Here is a 22,865-nt window from a genome sequence, read left to right as displayed (position 1 = left end):
GATGATTCCATTTAACGCTCCACCGGTAGTCGGCACTGAACTGGGTTATATGCAAGCAGCAATCACCAGCGGCAAATTATGCGGCGATGGTGGGTTTACCCGTCGCTGTCAGCAGTGGATGGAGAAGCACTTTGAGTGCCCGAAAGTGTTACTGACCCCGTCTTGTACTGCATCACTGGAAATGGCCGCATTGCTGCTGGATATCAAGCCTGGTGATGAAGTGATTATGCCAAGCTTTACTTTCGTCTCGACTGCCAATGCCTTTGTGCTGCGCGGTGCGAAAATGGTGTTTGTTGATATTCGTCCAGATACTATGAACATTGATGAAACCAAAATTGAAGCGGCGATCACTGACAAAACCAGAGCTATCGTGCCAGTCCACTATGCCGGTGTGGCTTGTGAGATGGACACTATTATGGCGTTGGCGCAAAAGCATAATTTGTTTGTGGTCGAAGATGCAGCTCAAGGCGTAATGTCGACTTACAAAGGCAAAGCGTTGGGGACTATCGGCCATATCGGTTGCTTTAGTTTTCATGAAACCAAAAACTACACCGCGGGTGGTGAGGGCGGTGCAACACTAATCAATGACCCGTCACTGATTGACCGCGCAGAAATCATCCGTGAAAAAGGCACCAACCGTAGCCAGTTCTTCCGTGGTCAGGTTGATAAGTATACGTGGCGCGATATCGGCTCCAGCTATTTGATGTCTGACTTACAGGCAGCTTATCTGTGGGGCCAGTTGGAAGCGGCAGAACAAATCAATAAACGCCGTCTGGCGTTGTGGCATAACTATTATGATGCTTTCAAACCCTTGGCTGAGGCTGGGCGCATTGATTTACCTGTTATTCCTGACAATCTGGCACAGAACGCGCATATGTTTTACATCAAACTGCGTGATATCGAAGAGCGTTCGGCGTTCATCAGCTACTTAAAAGAAGCTGAGATCATGGCGGTGTTCCATTATATTCCGTTGCATGCTTGTCCGGCAGGTGAGGAATTTGGCCGTATGGATGGCGAAGACCGTTTTACTACTAAGGAAAGTGAACGCCTGGTTCGCTTGCCAATCTTCTACAACCTGACTGATGTTAATCAGAGCACGGTTATTAATACTGTTCTCAGTTTCTTCGCCTGATATGTCTCTGGCAAAAGCATCGATTTGGACTGCTGGCTCTACGCTGATTAAGATTGGCGTAGGGCTGTTAGTGGTTAAACTGCTGGCGGTGACCTTTGGCCCTAGTGGTGTTGGGCAGGCGGGTAACTTTCGCCAGCTAATTACGGTATTAGGCGTGCTCTCCGGCGCGGGTATCTTCAACGGTATTACTAAATATGTTGCTGAATACCATCAGCAACCTGAACGTCTTCGGGCTGTTTTAGGAACCTCATCAGCGATTGTTCTGGGGTTCTCAACGTTGCTGGCATTGATTTTCCTGTTGGCGGCAAAGCCCGTTAGTATTGCGTTATTCGGTCATAGTGATTACCAGAATGTGGTGCGCGCAGTCGCGCTTATCCAGATGGGAATAGCTTACGCCAACCTGTTTTTGGCTATCCTTAAAGGTTATCGCGATGCCATGGGGAATGCGCTGGCCGTGATTGGCGGTAGCCTGATCGGTGTGGTGGCGTACTATATTTGCTTCCAGATTGGGGGCTATCCCGGAGCCTTAGTGGGGTTGGCATTGGTTCCTGCGCTGGTGGTTATCCCAGCGGGGGCAATGCTTATTCGGCGCAAGACTATTCCCTTAAGTTATCTTAAACTTAGCTGGGATAAAGCGTTGGCAAGCCATTTGGGTAAGTTTACCATTATGGCGTTGATTACTTCGGTGACCCTACCGGTCGCTTATGTGATGATGCGTAACTTACTGGCTGACCGCTATGGTTGGGATGCGGTGGGGATCTGGCAAGGGGTGAGCAGTATTTCAGATGCTTATCTACAATTTATCACAGCATCATTTACCGTCTATTTGCTGCCCACGCTGTCGAGACTGAAAGAGAAAGCGGCGATTTCGCGTGAAATCCTGCGCTCACTGAAGTTTGTCTTACCAGCAGTGGCGACCGCCAGCCTGATAGTCTGGTTGTTACGTGATTTCGCTATCTGGTTGCTGTTCTCTCACCAGTTTACGGCCATGCGTGACCTTTTTGCTTGGCAGCTCGTGGGCGATGTGTTGAAAGTCGGGTCATATGTGTTTGGTTATTTGGTAATCGCCAAAGCCTCTTTACGCTTTTACATTCTGACGGAAGTCAGCCAGTTTTTACTGTTAACCGGGTTTGCCCATTGGTTAATTCCAATGAATGGCTCTTTGGGGGCGGCACAGGCCTATATGGCCACCTATATCGTCTATTTCGCGCTCTGTAGCTGCGTATTCCTTATGTATCGTAGACATTCATCACCGTAAACACTCTTTACAGTAGAAAAAAATGACAACCCTGATTCATGTACTGGGATCTGATATCCCGCACCATAATCTGACTGTGCTGCGCTTCTTTAATGACGTGCTGGCCACTCGTGTGCCAGCAGAGCAGGTGCGGCATTTTATGGTGGCGGCAAAAGAGACGACGGCTTTTTCGGCATTCCCTCAATTGGATATCGAGACGCACAGCAATAAAAAAACGTTGGCTGAGGCGGTTATTGCTCGCGCGCAGGCAGATCGCAGCACGCGGTTTTTCTGGCATGGGCAATTTAATGCCACGTTGTGGCTGGCTTTACTGAGCGGAAAAATCAAGCGCCATCAAGTCTATTGGCATGTTTGGGGCGCTGACTTATATGAAGATGCTAAAAACTGGAAATTCCGCCTGTTTTATCTGCTGCGCCGCATCGCTCAGGGGCGAGTCGGCCATGTCTTTGCCACCCGTGGCGATTTAATTCATTTCCAGCAGCGGCACCCTCGAGTACCCGCATCATTGCTCTATTTTCCAACCCGAATGGACCCAGCCTTAACAGGCATTCACATCGAAAAACCGCTTGCTGGGCCAATGACGATTTTGGTCGGGAACTCTGGAGACACCACCAACCGCCATATCGAAGCACTCAAATCTATTCATGAGCAATTTGGCCCTGATGTCCGAGTGATTTTGCCAATGGGGTATCCTGCGAATAATCAGCTCTATATTGAGCAGGTTAGGCAGGCCGGCTTGGCGCTATTTGCGCCAGAGAATCTACGTATTCTGACAGAACAAATTCCATTTGATGACTATCTGAATATCTTGCGTGAATGCGATTTAGGCTACTTTATTTTTAATCGCCAGCAAGGTATTGGCACCTTGTGCCTGTTAACCCAATTTGGTGTGCCTTTTGTTTTAAGCCGGAAGAATCCATTCTGGCAAGACTTGGCCGAACAGCATATTCCGGTACTTTTCTATGGTGATTCATTGGATGAGCCATTGATTCGTGAAGCACAGCGTCAATTAGCTGGGTTAGATAAACACAATATTGCGTTCTTTAACCCCAATTATATTGAGGGCTGGCAGCAGGCGCTGGCACTTGCCGCAGGAGAACACCCATGACGCTGGGGCAGTTTGGTGGTCTTTTCTGTGTCTATCTGATAGCAGTGATTTTTATCCTGACGCTAACGTATCAGGAGTTTCGGCGCGTTCGCTTTAATTTCAACGTGCTGTTTTCAATGCTCTATTTATTGACGTTCTATTTTGGCTTCCCACTCACCTGCATGTTGGTGTTTCAGTTTGGGGTCGGGATCGTGCCGGTTGAGTATCTACTCTATGCCATACTGTCAGCCACGGCATTCTATGGTATTTACTATGTGAGTTATAAAACTCGCTTGAGTAAGCCGCGTAGCCAGCCACGAGCTCCCATCTTCACGATGAATCGGGTGGAAACTAACCTGACTTGGGTATTATTAGCGCTGGTGGCTATTGGTACTGTCGGTATCTTCTTCATGCAGAATGGTTTTCTGCTATTTAAGCTAGATTCTTACAGTAAAATTTTCTCCAGTGATGTCTCTGGTGTGGCACTGAAGCGCTTTTTCTACTTCTTCATTCCCGCCATGTTAGTGGTCTATTTCCTAAAACAGGATATGCGGGCTTGGTTTTTCTTTCTGGCCAGTACCGTGGCGTTTGGCATCCTAACCTACGTTATCGTCGGCGGGACTCGCGCGAATATCATCATCGCGTTCTCATTATTCCTGTTTATTGGTATTGTGCGCGGTTGGATAACTCTGTGGATGTTGGCGGCCGCGGGCGTCTTTGGGATTGTGGGCATGTTCTGGCTGGCCCTGAAACGCTATGGTCTGGATGTTAACGGCGCAGAGGCGTTTTATACCTTCCTTTACCTGACGCGAGACACATTCTCACCATGGGAAAATCTGGGGTTGCTGCTGCAAAATTACGACAAAATAGATTTTCAGGGATTGGCACCGATTATCCGTGATTTTTATGTCTTTATTCCTAGCTCTTTGTGGCCTGCTCGCCCTGACTTGGTTCTCAATACGGCCAATTACTTTACGTGGGATGTGCTGGATAACCACTCCGGGCTTGCTATCTCGCCAACGCTGATTGGATCTTTGGTGGTGATGGGCGGGGTGCTGTTTATCCCACTCGGGGCCATCGTGGTGGGGTTAATCATTAAATGGTTCGATTGGTTGTACGAACAAGGCAAAGCAGAAAGTAATCGCTACAAAGCGGCTATTTTGCAAAGTTTCTGTTTTGGCGCGGTATTTAACATCATCGTACTGGCGCGCGAGGGGTTGGACTCCTTTGTTTCACGCGTGGTATTTTTCTGCGTGATTTTTGGGGCCTGCCTGGTACTGGCGAAATTGTTGTATTGGCTGTTTGACACCGCGGGCTTGATAACACAACGGGTACAGCGTCGAGCTGGTAAGCCTAAGGGTCTATCTGCGCCGCAAGCGGGCAGCCAACCGTAAGGATCGTAATGGAACAGAATACTGCTACTCCCAAAAATACTGTTATTTCTAAAGATATCGCCATTCCAAAATACACTGTCCGTGGCTTCGAGATTTGGGGTTTTCGTGACATGACTCAGACGCTGGATCATCTGCTGAGTAGCGGCCCAGTGAAGACGGGCACATTGGTTGCAATGAACGCCGAAAAGCTGATGAAAGCCGAAGATGATGCTGCATTGCGTGAATTGATCTGTGAGGCCGAATATCTGTATGCCGATGGGATCAGTATGGTGCGCGCCATTCGCCGGAAATATCCGCAAGCGAAAATTTCAAGGGTTGCGGGTGCTGATCTGTGGGAAGCATTGATGCAGCGTGCGGGCCAACAAGGGACACCCGTATTTTTAGTCGGTGGCAAGCCCGAGGTGTTAGCTGAAACCGAGGCCAAGTTGCGTGCGCAATGGAATGTTAACCTAGTGGGGAGTCAGGACGGCTATTTCACGCCGGATCAGCGCGAAGCTTTGTTTGCTCGGATTGCCGCCAGTGGCGCGGCGATAGTGACGGTAGCGATGGGGTCGCCAAAACAGGAAATGTTTATGCGTGATTGTCGTAAAGTCCATCCTAATGCGTTGTATATGGGTGTTGGCGGCACTTACGACGTCTTTACCGGGCATGTCAAACGTGCGCCTAAAATATGGCAGAACATGGGGCTGGAGTGGCTTTATCGCTTACTGGCGCAACCAAGCCGTATTCGTCGCCAATTCAAGTTGCTCAAGTTTGTTGGTTACTATTACAGCGGACGTCTGTAATCATCACCCAAAAACGGAGTTTTGTGGTGGGCTGTTTCCCTATTCTTTAGCTTGCATCCACTAATGTATTAATGATTAGGCTGAATACTTAAATTCAGCCTTTATTTTTTTCATCACCATGTTTTATTCATAAAAAAACAACCGGAATCCGGAACAGACATACACCAGTAAGTTGATAGAGGATATATGGCAGGGAACGAAGAGAAAAAAGGATTACACCGTGGGCTGGAAGCCCGGCATATCGAGCTAATAGCATTAGGCGGGACAATTGGTGTTGGGCTATTTATGGGTTCTGCCAGTACCTTAAAGTGGGCAGGGCCGTCAGTATTACTGGCATATATTATTGCAGGTTTGTTTGTATTTTTTATTATGCGGGCAATGGGCGAAATGCTGTATCTGGAGCCGGTTGCCGGTTCTTTTGCTGTATATGCGCATAAATATCTTAGCCCCTATTTCGGCTATCTGACCGCTTGGGGCTATTGGTTTATGTGGATAGCGGTGGGGATATCTGAAATTACCGCTATTGGCGTGTATGTCCAATTCTGGTTCCCGGAGATTCCCCAATGGTTGCCGGCTATTGCCGGAGTAGCCATTGTGGCGCTGGCGAATCTGGCCGCAGTCAGATTATATGGCGAACTGGAGTTCTGGTTTGCGATGATCAAAGTGACAACCATCATTGTGATGATTCTGGTAGGGCTGGGCGTCATCTTCTTTGGCTTTGGTAATCATGGCCAGCCTATTGGTTTTGATAACCTGACAGCTCACGGCGGCTTTTTTGCTGGGGGTTGGAAAGGTTTTATGTTTGCGCTGTGTATTGTGGTGGCCTCTTATCAGGGCGTTGAACTGGTGGGCATTACGGCGGGTGAAGCTCGAAATCCTCAGGTCACGCTAAAGCGCGCTATCAATAACATTTTATGGCGTATTCTGATCTTCTATGTTGGGGCTATTTTCGTCATCGTGACTATCTTCCCGTGGGATGGCATTGGTACGACGGGCAGTCCGTTTGTCCTGACCTTTGCCAAGATAGGTATCATTTCAGCGGCGGGCATTATCAACTTTGTGGTGCTTACCGCTGCGCTGTCGGGTTGTAATAGCGGCATGTACAGTGGTGGGCGCATGTTATATGCCTTAGCGAAAAACCGTCAGCTCCCTGCTTGCCTGACCAAATTGTCTGCCAGTGGTGTTCCGGTGTATTGTATTGCCGTTACGATTTTGTGCTTGATGGTGGGCTCTAGCCTCAATTACATCATCCCCAATCCACAGCAGGTATTCGTGTACGTTTATAGTGCCAGCGTATTACCGGGTATGGTGCCGTGGTTTGTGGTGTTGGTGAGCCAGCTGCGTTTTCGTCAGGTGCATAAAGAAGCATTGAAGCAGCATCCTTTCAAATCCATCATGTTCCCGTATGTAAACTACCTCACTATCGCTTTCCTGATTTGTGTGTTGGTGGGGATGGGGATCAACCCGGATACTCGCTTATCTTTATTCGTGGGGATGATTTTCCTTGGATTGGTCACCGTGTGCTATTTTGGCTTGGGTATGCATAAAAAGACGCCAGCCGAAGTGAAACGCCTATAAAACCAGCGAACAAGGCGGAGTGGGGGCTATTAAGCGCTGACTTTTGTGGCAGAGTGAGCAAAGCGTAAGCAAACGCATCATTTCTTCTAAAAAAGCACTAGACAGCCAAGCATTAAAACCGTAGTATCCCCACCCGCAACGGCGCTAAGCGCCCGTAGCTCAGCTGGATAGAGCGCTGCCCTCCGGAGGCAGAGGTCTCAGGTTCGAATCCTGTCGGGCGCACCATTAATTTTGTGTGCAAGAGCTGCGGTGGTAAGATTGCCGCGTAGGACGAAGTAAGCTGTATGAAGTGATGGTGGCTATAGCTCAGTTGGTAGAGCCCTGGATTGTGATTCCAGTTGTCGTGGGTTCGAGTCCCATTAGCCACCCCAAATTTTGTGGAACATGCGATGGTGGCGGAATTGGTAGACGCGCTAGCTTCAGGTGTTAGTGTCCTTACGGACGTGAGGGTTCAAGTCCCTCCCTTCGCACCACACAAAACGTGTAGATTTTATTAAGATTTACATGGACATAGGTCGAAAGACCATGTAGAGTGAGCAGTAAGAAATCGGCGAGTAGCGCAGCTTGGTAGCGCAACTGGTTTGGGACCAGTGGGTCGGAGGTTCGAATCCTCTCTCGCCGACCAATTTCGAAGAAACCCCGCAATGCGGGGTTTTTTTTCGTCTGTATTTTATCTGTCTTGCCTCAATTCTTACGTCATATCCCACCTTAAGCTTCAGCCTGATGAGTGGCTACTCGCCCTTTGCAATTACCTTTCCTTATGCCTCTGAAACTCTTATTGGCACTCTTTGATCAAATTCGCCAAATGGCGGGAGCAGAATTGGGAATTATTCGGCCAGAGTATGGGTGTTGGCTTTTTGCGACAAAAGGCGAATGCATTGTCTCTGAAAGGTGACATATAACTATTTGATAATTATTAATAAAATTAACGTTCGTTTATAGCGTCGTTTTGTAGCGACAGATCACTCTGACGATATATATCTGAGTGCTGTAGGTGAATAGGATAAGGATATAGGGGGATGTAAAAATAAAACCATTATTTATCATGTAATTAAATTAATAATTGAATGAAATGACAATCCATTGCACGATTTGGCACGCTAAGTGCAATATCTCTTATGTAGATGCTCATCCCACTTATTATGACTGCCTGGTTTTATCGCCAATTGTGCTTCATAAACCCAGGGATGATGCAGAGCCGATTTTAGGGTGCCTATTGTCCATGTAAACGATGTTGTATATCTTCATCACATACCGGGCATAACGTTGAGTGAGGCACCGACATTGTTGTCTGTAGACCTGAAAATTTTAGACGCTTGCCCCTATCGGCAAGCGTTTTTTTTTGCAAAAAATAAATAACATAAAGGCCCCCGAAGGAGCCTTTATGTTGCAGTTTAAGTTGAACCAAGGGGATACGTGCCGGCGTAAGCCGCCGGAGTGCCCTAGGCTGCTCAACGCAGGTTAGCAATCAAAGAGATTCACCGTTCTGCTTCAGCGTCAGCAATAACCCTTCGCGACGAGCCTGTGCGGCATCCTCAGGGCGGTGTAGTTTATCCAATGCATCAGCCAGCCATGCATAATCATATCCGTCTGGCCGCTGTGCCAGCGCAGCTTTGAAGGCTTCACTGGCTTTCTCCCACTCACCATGTTTTAGCATGAGCTGACCTAAGGTGCTGTTGAGTAACGGAGTTGCACCATGCTGTTTGATTTGCTGGCGCAATGATTTCTCTAATGGATCTGGATTTCCCGATTGTAAGCGCGGGATCAATAGCACTAAGCGTTCATCGTACTGACGCTTTAGACTGTCCAAAATAATTTGCTGGGCCACTTCATGATCATCACATTCAATTAAATGCTCTGCCAAGGCGACTTGCAGTGGGATCTCATTACGCACTTTACGACTTTGATCTTTCCACCAGCGTTTTAGACCTTCGCTACCTTCTTCAGCCATACATTGATTCATAATGCCAATGTAGGCTTGCTGCTCCAGTGCGGCGATCTCATCCTGGGTATGTACCTGAACTTTGCTCATCGCGGGGAGAATTTCCAACAATGAGCTATAAGCGCCAGAGCGCAAGTAAGCCAGCTCGGCCAGACGCAGGACTTCAGGATGGCGTGGCGCTTGATCTAATAGACGATCAACCCCATGACGAGCAGCATGAATGTGCCCTTGTGCTAATTGGATACGCACTCGGGTAATATCTACTGGCAATTGCTCAGTGTCGGCCACTTCTGCTGCCCGTTCAAGATATTGGTTGGTGCGGAATTCATCACCACGCTGCTGGGCTGCTTCTGCCGCCAGCAGATAGTTCACCATCGGTTGTTCAGCATGATCAGCATTGCGGGTCAGTAATTTCTCAACCTGCTTGAAATCACCCTCAGCCAGTTTGATCAAGGCAGCCTTGGTTTGTTTACGCGCACGGGTGCGTTTGCGGCCCATAAACCAACCACGGGTGCGTGCGCCGGTACGAAAAATGCGGCGCAATATCCATTCAATTATCAGGAAAGCGACCAGTATCAATACCAACATAATGACCAAACCGGTGACACTGGTTTCGACGTTATAGTTGTCGGTTTGGATCAATACATAACCTTGATGCCCAGCCAACATGGGGCCAAGTACGATACCTGCAGTCAAAATGAGGAATAACAATAATACGCGTAGCATACTTATTCCCCCTGAGTGGCAGCTGGCGTTTGTGCCAGTAGGTTACGAACCCGAGTTTGCATCAATTTTTCCAGCATTGGCTGGCTCTTCAATTGATCAGGTACGTCCATTGAGATGGATTGCTGACTCAAACTCTCCAGTTCATCCAGAAATGCCTTGGTATTCGGATCATTCACATCAAAGTAAGCACGAACCCAAGTGGAGATGGTCTCCAGTGACTGTTTGTACACTTCATCCTGATGGCGTGGTACTGCTTGAGCGGCAACCAGTAGACGTGAGCGGATATTTTCACGCAAGTAAACATCCTGATTTGGTGCCAACAGAGGCTCCGCACTACTATCACGGCGGCGAATCGTAATGAAATCAGAGATAAAACTGTGCCAGCTCTTGCTCAGATTTTGGCGCCATTCAGATAACGAACTGGATAATTCATCGCTATTGGCATCCATGGGTGAGTCATCAATATTGTTATCAGCCAGGCGCAGATTATCCACCTGATTGGACAGTTGGTTCAGTTTGAGGATGATACCGTCAAAATCAACCTGACTGACCGCAGAAAGGGCGCTGATGTCTTCGGTCAACGCGCGACGAACCTCAATAAGACTAGGGTCATTCATATCAGCCAGACTGGCGTCGGCACTTTTCAGTAAGGTGGCAGCGGTAGTGACATCTTGATCGCTCCACAGTTTACGCCCTGCCATTTTCACCAGAAAATCAGCTTGTGCCAGTAACCAAGTCTTGGCATCACTGCCAGATATGGTCGCAACTTTCTCTTGCAACTCATTAAGTTGGCGAGTCAGTGACGTCTGTTGGCGGTCAGCGGCTTCCAGCGCTTTGCCTTGCTGTTGCAATAATGATTCAAGTTGCTGTTTTTCCTGCAATTGGCTCTGTTTAAGTTCAGCCAACTGCTCTTGCAGCGCGATATTCGCCGCATCTTGTAACTGGGCCTGCTGGTGTCCGTGATAATAAAGCCCAGCACCGAGCGCGATAGCCAGTGCAATAGCAATGGCACCCAGAATTGGACCGGTTCGTTTCTCCCGGCGAACTTCTGGTGCTGGCTGTTGGTGCCTCTCAGCCGCGGTGGTTGTCTCTTCCACTGGTGCGGATGGGGTATTTTGTTCCGTCATATTGGGCATCCCATAGTCAGGTTTCAGGTTTATTGAAATTCTTGTAGCGCGCGGATCAGTGCGTCATTATCAGCATTCTCTGCTATCCGGATATCACTCCAGCCCATTTGAGCCGCTAAGGCGGCCAAACGATCGCTCACCACGACCAAGCGGCAACGTAGTAACCAAGAAGAACGATAGTAATCAGGAACTAAAGTATAGATCTGTTGTAACATTTCGCCGCTGGTGACGACCAGAATATCAATCCCAGAGCGTTGCCAATGCGCACTTTGTTCACTGCCATCATAAAAAATAGGGCTACGTTGATAACACTCACAAAAAGTGACTGTGGCTCCTCGTTCTACAAGAGTTTCACCGAGAAGTTCTCGCCCGCCATTACCGCGCAATAGCACTACTTTTTTACCCGACAGCTTTTGCAGGTCGGGCAATGACAGCAGCATCTCGCTGGTTTCCCCTGTGGGGGGGAAAGTCACGTGCAAGCGGCTGGCAGTATGCAGTGCTAATGCCGTGCTACGGCCAATAGCATAATAAGATAACTGTGCGGGCCATGACAGGTTATTTCTTTTTAACAGCGAGTTAGCGTAGCGCACCGCGTTCTGAGATAACGCAAAAACCAAGTCACCCGCCTGCATTTCTTGCAGCAACTCAGGTAACTTGAACAGGTCATCTCCGGGTGAGAAATCAATCAACGGTGCATGATAGGCAACCCGGCCCAGCGCACGCAGGCGGCTGACTAACTGCTCTCCAGAAGGGGATGGGCGGGTAACCAGAATCGTCATAGTGGTGCGTTGTCCTGATAAACTTCAGCCAGTATTTCTCGCGCGCCTCGCGACAGGAGTTCATCAGCCAGCTCAATACCCATTTGTTCTGCATTTTCAGCCGGCCCTCGGCGTTCGCCGCGAATAATCTCACTACCGTCTGGTGCGCCCACCAATGCACGAAGCCACAATGTATCGCCTGCCAATTCGGCATAGCTGCCGATGGGCACCTGACAACCGCCTTCAAGGCGTGTATTCATGGCGCGTTCTGCACAAACCCTTAACTCGGTCTCGCGATGATTTAGCGGGATGAGCAATTGACGAGTAAAATCATCATCCAGACGGCATTCGATACCGACGGCACCTTGACCAACCGCGGGTAATGATTCTTCCGCCGGCATTGCATAGCGAATACGAGTCTCCAGCCCGAGACGTTTGAGTCCAGCAACAGCCAAAATAATCGCGTGATAATCACCGTTATCCAGCTTGGCAAGACGAGTACCGACGTTACCTCGCAAATCGCGGACAATCAGGTCCGGGCGACGTTCACGCAATTGACACTGGCGGCGCAGGCTTGACGTCCCGACAATGCTACCTGCGGGCAGGTCATCCAAATGTGCGTAATGTGGTGAAACGAAAGCATCGCGCGGATCATCGCGCTCACAAATAGTGACCAAACCCAGCCCTTCAGGGAAGGCAATAGGGACATCTTTCATAGAATGCACAGCAATATCTGCCCGGCCTTCTAATAAGGCCAACTCTAACTCCTTAACGAACAAGCCTTTACCGCCTACTTTCGCTAGCGGTGTGTCTAGAATGATATCCCCGCGGGTTACCATCGGAACTAATTCGACTTGCAAGCCGGGATGATTAGCTTGCAGTAAATGTTGAACATAATGTGCTTGCCACAGGGCAAGTGGGCTTTGTCGCGTAGCAATTCGAATAATTTTGTCTAACATTGCTTGTTACCGTTTTATATTTTATGGCCCATCCTACCATTGACCGATGAAGAGTGTCAGTGCAGTAGCCACAAGAGCAGGGCGGTTAAGTGCATAAGAAAGCAGCTAGTGTAACAAATGTACGACGAGATAAGCGGTTTATACCTTAGCTTGTGACCGCACAACAACGTCGATGACTTTGGCTAGAGATAGGCATTATAATTGTTGGGATAGCTTTACTTTCTTTACGGTCAATCGGCAAGGTGTTAGATTGATCACGTTTCCAGCAATAATTCGTTAAATATTCTTCAAACAAAATGTTTTTTGGTCATTTCAACAAAAAGTACATTGTTGTTTCGATGAAGGCCAAATAAACAATAAACGAACCTGGAACGCGGGTTTCTTTCTAAGCACCGGAACAATCAGGCGAGACGTCTTGTACCTCTACATCGAGACACTGAAACAGCGACTGGATGCGATCAACCAATTACGAGTCGATCGCGCTTTGGCGGCGATGGGGCCAGCCTTCCAAAAAGTCTACAGTCTGCTACCGACCCTACTACATTGTCATCACCCACTGATGCCGGGTTACCTTGATGGTAACGTTCCCCATGGCATCTGCCTTTTCACGCCTAATGAAACGCAGCAAGATTATCTATCTGAAGTTGAAGCCAAATGGGGTCAGCCTTTAGAGCAAAGTGTCGGTGGCGAACTGCCAATTACCGGCGTTTACTCTATGGGGAGCACTTCATCTATTGGTCAGTGCCATACATCCGATCTGGACATCTGGGTATGTCACCAAGCCTGGCTGGATTCAGAAGAGCGTAACCGCTTGCAAAAAAAATGTAGCCTGTTGGAAAAATGGGCTGCATCGATGGGTGTTGAGGTCAGCTTCTTCTTAATAGATGAAAACCGTTTTCGTCACAATGCCAGCGGCAGTCTGGGCGGTGAAGATTGTGGTTCAACCCAACATATTCTATTGCTGGATGAATTTTACCGTAGTGCGGTTCGCCTAGCGGGAAAACGTATTCTGTGGAATATGGTGCCCGTTGAAGAAGAAGATAATTACGATGATTACGTGCTGTCGCTCTATGCGCAGGGCGTATTAACACCGAATGAGTGGCTGGATCTGGGTGGTTTGAGCACCCTGTCAGCCGAAGAGTATTTCGGTGCCAGTTTGTGGCAGTTGTACAAGAGTATCGATTCGCCTTATAAGGCGGTATTGAAAACTGTATTGCTCGAAGCCTACTCTTGGGAGTACCCAAACTCTCAATTGTTAGCGATGGAAATCAAGCAGCGTCTGCATGCCGGTGAAATCGTGGCGTTTGGTCTAGATGCTTACTGCATGATGCTCGATCGCGTTACCCGTTATCTTACCCAGATCAACGACACAACCCGGTTGAACTTGGTGCGCCGTTGTTTCTATCTGAAAGTGTGTGAGAAATTATCCCGTACTCCAGCGAGCGTGGGGTGGCGGCGTGAAATTCTTAGTCAACTGGTCAGCGAGTGGGGATGGAGTGACGAGAATTTGGCCGTGTTGGATAACCGCGCGAACTGGAAGATTGAACGTGTGCGTGAAGCGCATAACGAGTTATTAGATGCAATGATGCAAAGCTATCGCAATTTGATTCGCTTTGCGCGCCGTAATAACTTGAGTGTTAGCGCCAGTCCGCAGGATATTGGGGTATTGACCCGTAAACTGTATGCGGCATTTGAAGCGTTACCGGGTAAAGTGACACTGGTTAACCCGCAGATTTCACCGGATCTTTCCGAAGAGCACCTGACTTTTATTCATGTGCCAGCGGGCCGAGCCAACCGTCCAGGCTGGTATTTGTATAATCAGGCCCCTTCTATGGAGGCTATCGTCAGCCACCAGCCGCTGGAATATAACCGTTATCTGAACAAACTGGTGTCATGGGCCTATTTCAACGGTTTGTTGACCAGCAAGACTCGGCTGCATATTAAAAGTGCCAATCTGTGCGATACCGTAAAGCTACAGGAACTGGTGACTGATATTTCTCATCACTTCCCGTTACGCTTACCTGCACCGACACCAAAAGCCTTATACAGTCCGTGCGAAATTCGCCATTTGGCCATTATTGTCAATCTGGAAAACGATCCAACTGCAGCCTTCCGCAATCAGGTGGTCCATTTTGATTTCCGCAAACTGGATGTCTTCAGCTTTGGCGAGCAGCAACAGTGTCTGGTTGGCAGTATAGATTTGCTATACCGCAACTCATGGAATGAAGTGCGTACGCTGCATTTCAGTGGTGAGCAAGCGGTATTGGAAGCACTGAAAACGATTTTAGGCAAAATGCATCAGGATGCGGCTCCACCAGAATCGGTGGATGTGTTCTGTTACAGCCAACATTTACGTGGCTTGATTCGCACCCGTATCCAGCAGTTGGTCTCTGAATGTATTGAATTGCGGCTGTCGAGTACTCGTCAGGAACCGGGCCGCTTTAAAGCCGTGCGTGTTTCGGGTCAGACATGGGGGCTGTTCTTTGAGCGCCTGAGTGTCTCGGTTCAGAAACTGGAGAATGCCGTCGAATTCTATGGCGCGATTTCCAATAACAAGCTGCATGGGTTATCTATTCAGGTTGAAACGGATCAAATTCATCTGCCGCCAGTGGTGGACGGCTTTGCCAGTGAAGGGATTATTCAGTTCTTCTTCGAAGGCACTGCAGATGAAAAAGGTTTTAATATTTATATTCTTGATGAGACGAACCGCGTTGAGGTTTATCACCATTGCGAAGGCAGTAAAGAGGAGTTGGTGCGGGATGTTAGCCGTTTCTATTCATCTTCCCATGATCGCTTTACCTACGGCTCCAGTTTTATCAACTTCAATCTGCCGCAATTCTACCAAATTGTGCAGTTAGATGGCCGGACTCAGGTGATTCCTTTCCGCAGCAATACGCTGTCACATCTGCATATTGTTGATAAAGAAATGAATGCGCCTGCACAACCGCAGCAGTTCCAGCTACATTAAATCCCCTGCGTCCTTGAGGTCGTGGGGGATTGAGCTGTGTCTTTGGTGTTATTCGTCGAAACGAATCTCTTCACCCGCTTGGGCGGTGGCTGCTTCAGATAACTTGCTGAAAAACTCTTCGCCACTGCGTGAGCAATACCAATGCCCATCGCGGAAATCAAAATGATAACCGCCTGCTTTTGTTGCCAGCCATACCTGATGTAATGGCTCTTGGCGATTGATAACAATCTTGCTGCCATTGTCGAAAGTCAGAGTCATCACCCCACCATTGGTTTCATAATCGATATCACTATCGCCGGTAAAACCATCTAGTGTCTCTTCAATGCAAAGCATCAATTGATCGGCTAACTGATGAAACTCGCTGTCGTTCATATTCAATTCCTATTGCTTTTCATGATCCACCTGCGATTATAGAGACCTTAGACGCAAAAATTACAGGCATTAATACGAATATCCGCGTCAAAACGGTTTATTGATATCAAAACAGGTTACAGGCGTTAAAAATGAAAAATAAATTACGTTGGCTGTTAACGGCAATGATGGTGTTTGCGCTCTCCGGCTGTGGTTTGAAAGGTCCGTTATACTTCCCACCATCAGATAAGCCAAAAGTAGAAACGACCCAGCAAGATAGTGGCAACATTGAGCGTAATCAGCAAAATTCTCAGACCCAGAGCATCGCCGGGCCTCAGTGATTATCCTTATCGCAGCCAGATGAAGTCAGTACCGAATTTAGCCAGTACCGAAAATTTAGCAGGTAAATGAAAGTCAGCGGAGTATGAAATGCAGTTCTCCAAAATGCACGGTCTTGGCAACGACTTTATGGTTGTCGATGCAGTTACCCAAAATGTTTACTTTTCGCCGGAGTTGATCCGCCGATTAGCAGACCGGCACACTGGCGTGGGCTTTGATCAGATGTTGGTGGTTGAGCCACCTTACGATCCTGAACTGGACTTTCACTACCGTATTTTTAATGCCGATGGCAGCGAAGTTGCTCAGTGCGGCAATGGCGCACGTTGCTTTGCCCGTTTTGTCAGATTGAAAGGATTGACCAATAAGCGCGATATCAGTGTGAGTACCCAAACGGGCCGTATGATATTGAGTGTCACTGAAGACGAGCTAGTCTGTGTCAATATGGGTGAACCTAATTTTGACCCGCAGACAGTCCCTTTCCGTGCGGCAAAAGCGGAGAAAACGTACATTTTACGTGCAGCGGAACACACGGTGCTCTGTGGTGTCGTATCGATGGGCAATCCCCATTGTGTGATGCAGGTCGATGACGTTTCGGTTGCCAATGTTGCGTTGCTAGGCCCAGTATTAGAAAGCCATGAGCGTTTCCCTGAGCGGGCGAATATCGGTTTTATGCAGGTCGTGAGCCGGGAACATATCCGTTTGCGTGTGTATGAACGCGGTGCTGGTGAAACTCAGGCCTGTGGCAGTGGGGCCTGTGCAGCGGTTGCTGTTGGGATCCAACAAGAATTATTAGGTGAAGATGTTCATGTCGAATTACCTGGTGGCAGTTTACAAATCAGTTGGAAAGGGCCGGGCCATCCACTGTATATGACCGGGCCTGCCACCCATGTTTACGACGGGTTTATCCATTTATAACGAGTGGTGATGTATGACGGGTGTTACATGAAAAGTTATGAGGAGCAGGCGCTAGCAGGCATCGAGCTAGATGACGATGCTGTTATGCAGTATTTATTGCAAAATCCCGACTTCTTTATTCGCAACGCGCGTTTGGTCGAACAGATGCATATCCCTCATCCGGTGAGAGGCACGGTCTCGCTGGTGGAGTGGCAACTGGGGCGTCAGCGTAACCAGATAAGCCAGTTGGAAGAAGAGATCACTTTATTGATGGAGCAGGCGGGGCTGAATGAAGTGTTATTCAACCGCTTACTGCAACTGCAAGGCAACCTTGCCGCCGCCAGTAGCTTGCAAGATATGCTCAACCGCTTGCAGCGCTGGGCGAGAGATTTCGGGCTGGCCGGTGCCAATGTCCGGTTGTTCACTGACCGCTGGCAAATCGGTGCGCCATCTGATTTCACGCATTTAGGTCTGTCACGCCACGCTTTTGAGCCAATGCGCATCCAGCGGTTAGGTAACGAGCGCCACTATTTGGGGAGCCTAAACGGGCCAGAACTGTTGCTGTTATTGCCTCAAGCCAAGCTAGTCGGGTCAGCGGCGTTGTCATTGTTAGGTAAAGATGGCGATCTGGGGGTTATTATCTTCAGCAGCCGCGATACACAGCATTATCAGCAAGGCATGGGCACCGTGATGCTAAATCAGTTATCGACGCTATTGCCAAGCCTGCTGGAGCGTTGGATAGAACCGGTATGACCGAATTCAGTGCCTCGCTTGCTCCGCAGGTAGAGGCTTTTCTGCGTTATCTAAAAGTAGAGCGACAACTCAGCCCTCTCACCATCATCAGCTATCGGCGTCAGCTACAGGCACTGATGGACATAGGCGAGCAAATGGGTCTGGCGCATTGGCAAACGCTGGATGCCGCTCAAGTTCGTTCACTGGTTTCTCGCAGTAAACGTGCGGGTTTGCACTCATCCAGCCTCGCTTTACGGCTCTCGGCGTTACGCAGTTTCCTTGATTGGTTAGTCAGTCAGGGGGTATTGCAAGCCAACCCGGCGAAAGGCGTCAGTACCCCGCGCTCTGGCCGCCATCTGCCAAAAAATATTGATGTTGATGAAGTCGATAAACTGCTGGATATCGATCTTAATGATCCGCTGGCCGTGCGTGATAGGGCCATGTTGGAGGTGATGTATGGCGCGGGCTTGCGTTTATCTGAACTGGTTGGCATGAACTGTAAGCATGTGGACTTAGCCAGTGGCGAAGTCTGGGTGATGGGTAAGGGCAGTAAAGAGCGTAAAGTCCCAATAGGCAAGACAGCCGTTACTTGGTTAGAGCATTGGTTAGCGCTGCGTGAACTGTTTGAACCGCAAGATGACGCCATTTTTTTAGCAAATACCGGTAAACGAATTTCAGCAAGGAATGTGCAGAAACGCTTTGCAGAGTGGGGTGTAAAGCAAGGAGTCAGCAGCCATATTCATCCTCATAAACTGCGCCATTCTTTTGCCACTCACATGTTGGAATCCAGCGGTGACCTACGCGCGGTACAAGAGTTGCTCGGCCATGCCAATCTGACGACCACACAAATTTATACCCATCTTGACTTTCAACATCTGGCAACAGTGTATGATGCTGCTCATCCACGGGCCAAACGAGGCAAATCTTGATGCATTTTTATCGTCCACTTGAGCAGATTTCTGCCATTACTTTCGATTTGGATGACACCCTGTACGACAATCGGCCAGTCATTACCCGTACAGAACAAGAATCTGTGGCATTTTTACAGCAGTACCATCCCAACTTGGCACAGTTGCAAGCTGCAGATTTTCAACGTTTTCGCAGTGAATTACTGGCGCAAGATCCCGATATTTACCACGATGTCACTCAGTGGCGCTGGCATGCTATTGAGCTGGGGCTAATTCGCCATGGCCTGAGCAAATCAGAAGCGCAATGTGGTGCTGATGCCGCCATGGAAAATTTTGCCGTATGGCGTAGCCGCATCTATGTGCCGCCGGCCACGCATGACACACTCAGTGCGCTGGCTCAACATTACCCATTGGTGGCGATCACCAATGGCAATGCCGATCCCAAAGCGTGTGGTCTGGACGGTTATTTCCAGTTTGTGTTGCGCTCAGGCCCTCATGGCCGCGCCAAGCCTTTCCGTGATATGTACCATAAAGCGGCTAATCATCTGGATATTCCGTTGAAACATATTTTGCATGTCGGCGATGATTTGACCACTGATGTCGCCGGTTCGCTACGTTGTGGCATGCAAGCATGCTGGATTAACGATCGTCAACAAAGTCTGATGACCGCCCAAGATAGCCGGTTATTGCCACATATTGAGATTTCGCAGTTGGCTTCCCTGACAGCATTGCTATAATCCTCTGCAATAACTCTGTATAAATTCACAGTGAAATGCTGGTAAAATCGTCGGATAACCGGCGATTTAGCTATTTTCCCTTACCCGATGAACGGTGCCTATGGACGTTTCTGATCTGCTCGACAGCCTAAATGAAAAACAACGCGAAGCCGTGGCTGCGCCACGCTGCAACCTGTTGGTACTGGCCGGTGCGGGCAGTGGCAAAACTCGAGTACTGGTTCATCGAATTGCTTGGCTATTGTCGGTCGAAAACGCTTCTCCCTATTCCATTATCGCGGTGACTTTCACCAATAAAGCAGCCGCTGAAATGCGCCATCGCATTGAGCATTTGATTGGCACCAGTCAGGGGGGGATGTGGATTGGGACTTTCCATGGGCTAGCGCACCGTCTGCTGCGCGCCCACCATATGGATGCCAATTTGCCGCAGGATTTCCAAATTCTTGATAGCGATGACCAACTACGTTTATTGAAACGTTTAGTTAAGGCATTGAATTTAGATGAAAAACAATGGCCTCCACGTCAGGCAATGTGGTACATCAACGGCAAAAAAGACGAAGGGTTACGCCCGCAGCACATTGAAAGCTACGGTAATCCGGTTGAAGCCACTTGGTTGCGCATCTACCAAGCTTATCAGGAAGCTTGTGATCGCGCGGGGCTGGTCGATTTTGCCGAGTTGCTGCTGCGCGCCCACGAACTGTGGTTGAACAAACCGCATATTCTTAATCATTATCGTGAACGTTTTACCAATATTCTGGTGGATGAGTTCCAAGACACCAACAATATTCAATACGCTTGGATTCGGCTACTGGCTGGCGAGCGCTCCAATGTAATGATCGTCGGCGATGACGACCAGTCAATCTATGGCTGGCGTGGGGCACAGGTTGAGAATATCCAACGCTTCCTGAAAGATTTCCCTGGCGCTGAAACTATCCGTCTGGAGCAGAATTATCGCTCGACCAGCAATATCCTGACGGCTGCTAACGCCTTGATTGCCAACAACGATGGTCGCATGGGCAAAAACCTGTGGACAGAAGGAGCCGAAGGCGAGCCTATCTCGCTCTATTGTGCCTTTAATGAGTTGGATGAAGCCCGTTTTGTGGTTAACCGCATTAAAGTTTGGCAAGACAACGGCGGTGCGTTGAATGATTGCGCCATCTTGTATCGAAGCAACGCCCAGTCACGTGTGCTGGAAGAGGCTTTATTGCAGGCAGCGATGCCATACCGTATTTATGGCGGTCAGCGCTTCTTCGAGCGTCAGGAAATTAAAGATGCATTGGCTTATTTACGCTTAATTTCCAATCGTAATGATGATGCCGCTTTTGAGCGAGTGGTCAATACACCGACCCGCGGCATTGGGGATCGTACCTTAGATGTGGTACGTCAAACCGCCCGTGACCGCCAGTTAACCTTGTGGCAATCAACTCGAGCTATGTTACAGGAAAAAGTGCTGGCGGGCCGTGCAGCTTCCGCGTTGCAACGTTTTGTTGAGCTGGTGGACTCGCTGTCCCATGAAACCGCCGATATGCCACTGCATGTGCAAACTGATCGCGTTATTCGTGACTCTGGCCTGTGGTCAATGTACGAGCAGGAAAAAGGCGAAAAAGGTCAGGCACGTATTGAGAACCTTGAAGAGTTGGTTAATGCTACGCGCCAATACAGTTATCAGGATGAAGATCAGGATCTGATGCCGCTACAGGCGTTTCTCTCCCATGCCGCGCTGGAAGCCGGAGAGGGGCAGGCCGATGCTTATCAGGATGCAGTGCAATTGATGACTCTTCATTCAGCGAAAGGTTTGGAATTCCCGCAGGTATTCATCGTCGGAATGGAAGAAGGGATGTTCCCGAGCCAAATGTCACTGGATGAAGGTGGCCGTTTGGAAGAAGAGCGCCGGCTAGCCTATGTTGGTGTTACCCGTGCTATGCAAAAACTGACGCTCTGCTATGCAGAGAGCCGCCGTCTGTATGGCAAAGAAGTCAATCACCGCCCATCACGTTTTATCGGTGAACTGCCACAAGAATGTGTTGAAGAAGTGCGGCTGCGTGCCACCGTCTCTCGCCCGGTCAATCACCGTCGCATGGGGACACCGATGAATGAAAATGACAGTGGTTTCTCATTAGGGCAGCGCGTACGCCACCCTAAATTTGGCGAGGGCACCGTGGTTAATTTGGAAGGCAGTGGCGAGCACAGCCGGTTGCAGGTTGCTTTCCCCGGAGAGGGGATTAAGTGGCTTGTAGCGGCCTATGCCAGATTAGAAGCGGTTTAAGTTTACCCTGCGGCCTTGGCGCCGCAGCGGTGTTAGCGGCATTCACTTACCCGAATCACTTACCTGAGTAAGCTCATCGGGCTGCGTTCATTTGCTGCCTTGCTGCAACACCAATGACTTTGGGTCAACCCTGTGGCCTTGGCGCCGCAGCGGTGTTAGCGTTTTTCGCTTTCATCCTGAGCGGCTAGACGTGCATCGGTTTCCGCCTGCAACAAAATAGCTTTGCCCATCCATTGAGTGACATCCTGAATTCCTGCTTCATCTAAGTGCCAAATATCTTTGAGCACCATAAAAACTTCTGACCCGTAAATTAATGAAAAGGCATGGATTACCCGTTGCAGTGCTTCTGGTGCCAGCTTGCCTTCCAATGGCTCGACGGCCAACTTTAGTAGCCGCTTACGGTTACCACGAACTAACTTTTCTTCATCGTTTGGATGATTACGGTTATCAGCCCATTGCTGTAATGAGAGATGCAACGCGGCTCGCAGCACGCCTTCGTGTTGCAACATGCGCGGATAAGCAAAGGAGAGTAACTCAGCAATGCGTTGACGAGCATCGGGTTGGGTCGGTTTCCACGACAATATCGGGCCAAGGCTTTCGTCAACCATGGCAGAAACCAGCGCACTTTGTGTTGGGAAATAGCGATAAGCCGTAGCACGGGAAAGTTGAGCGGCATTGGCCACTTCGGTTATGGATGGAAACGCGCCTTGCTCGTACATCGACATTTCGGTGTCGATGAGTAACCGCCGGGTTCTGGCCCTGATGGTGGTTAACGAGGGAGAAGCGCGCTCTTGTTTACCCTGATTATTCACGGTCCCTCCTGAGGGACTGGTCGTCTTTGTTCTCACTATAACAAACCGTTTGCACACATCGCCACGAAAGAACCCTGTATTCAAACTAATTATGAGACTAGAGTCTCATAATTGA

Annotated in this window: 19 protein-coding genes and 4 tRNA genes; 17 read left to right on the top strand and 6 right to left on the bottom strand. The window is 49.0% G+C overall.

Going from position 1 to position 22,865, the window contains the following annotated elements:
- The first annotated feature begins 1 nt into the window (after position 1).
- From rffA to ACIOG0_RS20825, 10 genes are all read left to right on the top strand, one after another.
- Complete coding sequence (gene rffA / locus ACIOG0_RS20870) at positions 2-1,132, top strand: dTDP-4-amino-4,6-dideoxygalactose transaminase (protein WP_050100944.1); 1,131 nt, start codon at positions 2-4, stop codon at positions 1,130-1,132.
- A 1-nt stretch (position 1,133) separates the two neighbouring features.
- Positions 1,134-2,390, top strand: coding sequence for a lipid III flippase WzxE (wzxE, locus tag ACIOG0_RS20865; RefSeq protein WP_050100945.1), 1,257 nt, complete (start codon positions 1,134-1,136; stop codon positions 2,388-2,390).
- 22 nt (positions 2,391-2,412) lie between these two features.
- Positions 2,413-3,498: a TDP-N-acetylfucosamine:lipid II N-acetylfucosaminyltransferase gene (locus ACIOG0_RS20860; protein WP_050100946.1), complete on the top strand. Its 1,086-nt coding sequence runs from the start codon at positions 2,413-2,415 to the stop codon at positions 3,496-3,498.
- Entirely contained in the window at positions 3,495-4,871 is a 1,377-nt protein-coding gene (gene wzyE, locus ACIOG0_RS20855; RefSeq protein WP_050100947.1) for an ECA oligosaccharide polymerase, read from the top strand. The genes ACIOG0_RS20860 and wzyE overlap by 4 nt, the downstream gene beginning before the upstream one ends.
- 8 nt (positions 4,872-4,879) lie before the next feature.
- Complete coding sequence (wecG, locus tag ACIOG0_RS20850) at positions 4,880-5,656, top strand: lipopolysaccharide N-acetylmannosaminouronosyltransferase (RefSeq protein WP_050100948.1); 777 nt, start codon at positions 4,880-4,882, stop codon at positions 5,654-5,656.
- Positions 5,657-5,842: 186 nt separating this feature from the next.
- The gene (locus ACIOG0_RS20845; RefSeq protein WP_050100949.1) at positions 5,843-7,234 is read left to right on the top strand and encodes a bifunctional threonine/serine APC transporter ThrP; all 1,392 of its coding nucleotides are present in this window, start codon (positions 5,843-5,845) and stop codon (positions 7,232-7,234) included.
- A gap of 148 nt (positions 7,235-7,382) precedes the next feature.
- Positions 7,383-7,459, top strand: a tRNA-Arg gene (locus ACIOG0_RS20840).
- Positions 7,460-7,529: 70 nt separating this feature from the next.
- Positions 7,530-7,605: transfer RNA gene (locus ACIOG0_RS20835), tRNA-His, on the top strand.
- Between the two features lie 15 nt (positions 7,606-7,620).
- Positions 7,621-7,707: transfer RNA gene (locus ACIOG0_RS20830), tRNA-Leu, on the top strand.
- Between the two features lie 75 nt (positions 7,708-7,782).
- Positions 7,783-7,859, top strand: a tRNA-Pro gene (locus ACIOG0_RS20825).
- Positions 7,860-8,702: 843 nt separating this feature from the next.
- Here the strand turns inward: ACIOG0_RS20825 and hemY are convergent.
- From hemY to hemC, 4 genes are read right to left on the bottom strand one after another with little or no spacing between them, the layout of a single operon-like run.
- Positions 8,703-9,902, bottom strand: a complete 1,200-nt coding sequence (hemY, locus tag ACIOG0_RS20820) for a protoheme IX biogenesis protein HemY (protein ID WP_050100950.1) — start codon at positions 9,900-9,902, stop codon at positions 8,703-8,705.
- Between the two features lie 2 nt (positions 9,903-9,904).
- Complete coding sequence (hemX, locus tag ACIOG0_RS20815; protein ID WP_050100951.1) at positions 9,905-11,029, bottom strand: uroporphyrinogen-III C-methyltransferase; 1,125 nt, start codon at positions 11,027-11,029, stop codon at positions 9,905-9,907.
- 29 nt (positions 11,030-11,058) lie between these two features.
- Positions 11,059-11,808 (bottom strand): uroporphyrinogen-III synthase, encoded by a 750-nt coding sequence (gene hemD / locus ACIOG0_RS20810; protein ID WP_128451659.1) that lies wholly within the window; start codon positions 11,806-11,808, stop codon positions 11,059-11,061.
- Positions 11,805-12,746 carry a hydroxymethylbilane synthase gene (hemC, locus tag ACIOG0_RS20805; protein ID WP_050140306.1) on the bottom strand — a complete coding sequence of 314 codons (942 nt, stop codon included), beginning with the start codon at positions 12,744-12,746 and terminating at the stop codon, positions 11,805-11,807. The genes hemD and hemC overlap by 4 nt, the downstream gene beginning before the upstream one ends.
- 415 nt (positions 12,747-13,161) lie before the next feature.
- On the opposite strand from hemC, the gene ACIOG0_RS20800 reads away from it, so the two are divergent.
- Entirely contained in the window at positions 13,162-15,714 is a 2,553-nt protein-coding gene (locus ACIOG0_RS20800; RefSeq protein ID WP_050100954.1) for a class I adenylate cyclase, read from the top strand.
- A 48-nt stretch (positions 15,715-15,762) separates the two neighbouring features.
- Here the strand turns inward: ACIOG0_RS20800 and cyaY are convergent, their stop codons facing one another.
- The gene (gene cyaY, locus ACIOG0_RS20795) at positions 15,763-16,086 is read right to left on the bottom strand and encodes an iron donor protein CyaY (RefSeq protein WP_050100955.1); all 324 of its coding nucleotides are present in this window, start codon (positions 16,084-16,086) and stop codon (positions 15,763-15,765) included.
- A gap of 131 nt (positions 16,087-16,217) precedes the next feature.
- On the opposite strand from cyaY, the gene ACIOG0_RS20790 reads away from it, so the two are divergent.
- The 6 genes from ACIOG0_RS20790 (at position 16,218) to uvrD (ending at position 21,938) form a co-directional block, all read left to right on the top strand.
- On the top strand, positions 16,218-16,406 hold the full coding sequence (locus ACIOG0_RS20790; RefSeq protein ID WP_050140307.1) for an LPS translocon maturation chaperone LptM: 189 nt from the start codon (positions 16,218-16,220) through the stop codon (positions 16,404-16,406).
- A gap of 88 nt (positions 16,407-16,494) precedes the next feature.
- Positions 16,495-17,319 (top strand): diaminopimelate epimerase, encoded by an 825-nt coding sequence (dapF, locus tag ACIOG0_RS20785; protein ID WP_050100957.1) that lies wholly within the window; start codon positions 16,495-16,497, stop codon positions 17,317-17,319.
- A 27-nt stretch (positions 17,320-17,346) separates the two neighbouring features.
- Entirely contained in the window at positions 17,347-18,051 is a 705-nt protein-coding gene (locus tag ACIOG0_RS20780; RefSeq protein ID WP_050100958.1) for a DUF484 domain-containing protein, read from the top strand.
- Positions 18,048-18,959: a tyrosine recombinase XerC gene (xerC, locus tag ACIOG0_RS20775; RefSeq protein WP_050100959.1), complete on the top strand. Its 912-nt coding sequence runs from the start codon at positions 18,048-18,050 to the stop codon at positions 18,957-18,959. Before ACIOG0_RS20780 ends, xerC begins: the two co-directional genes overlap by 4 nt.
- Complete coding sequence (yigB, locus tag ACIOG0_RS20770; protein ID WP_050100960.1) at positions 18,959-19,675, top strand: 5-amino-6-(5-phospho-D-ribitylamino)uracil phosphatase YigB; 717 nt, start codon at positions 18,959-18,961, stop codon at positions 19,673-19,675. The genes xerC and yigB overlap by 1 nt, the downstream gene beginning before the upstream one ends.
- 100 nt (positions 19,676-19,775) lie before the next feature.
- Positions 19,776-21,938: a DNA helicase II gene (gene uvrD, locus ACIOG0_RS20765; protein WP_050100961.1), complete on the top strand. Its 2,163-nt coding sequence runs from the start codon at positions 19,776-19,778 to the stop codon at positions 21,936-21,938.
- 155 nt (positions 21,939-22,093) lie between these two features.
- Here the strand turns inward: uvrD and ACIOG0_RS20760 are convergent, their stop codons facing one another.
- On the bottom strand, positions 22,094-22,750 hold the full coding sequence (locus tag ACIOG0_RS20760; RefSeq protein ID WP_404704908.1) for a TetR/AcrR family transcriptional regulator: 657 nt from the start codon (positions 22,748-22,750) through the stop codon (positions 22,094-22,096).
- Positions 22,751-22,865: the final 115 nt, after the last annotated feature.

The organism is Yersinia vastinensis (assembly GCF_044905075.1).
GTDB classification, from domain to species: Bacteria; Pseudomonadota; Gammaproteobacteria; order Enterobacterales; family Enterobacteriaceae; genus Yersinia; species Yersinia vastinensis.
This window is presented reverse-complemented; position numbering and strand designations above follow the sequence as displayed.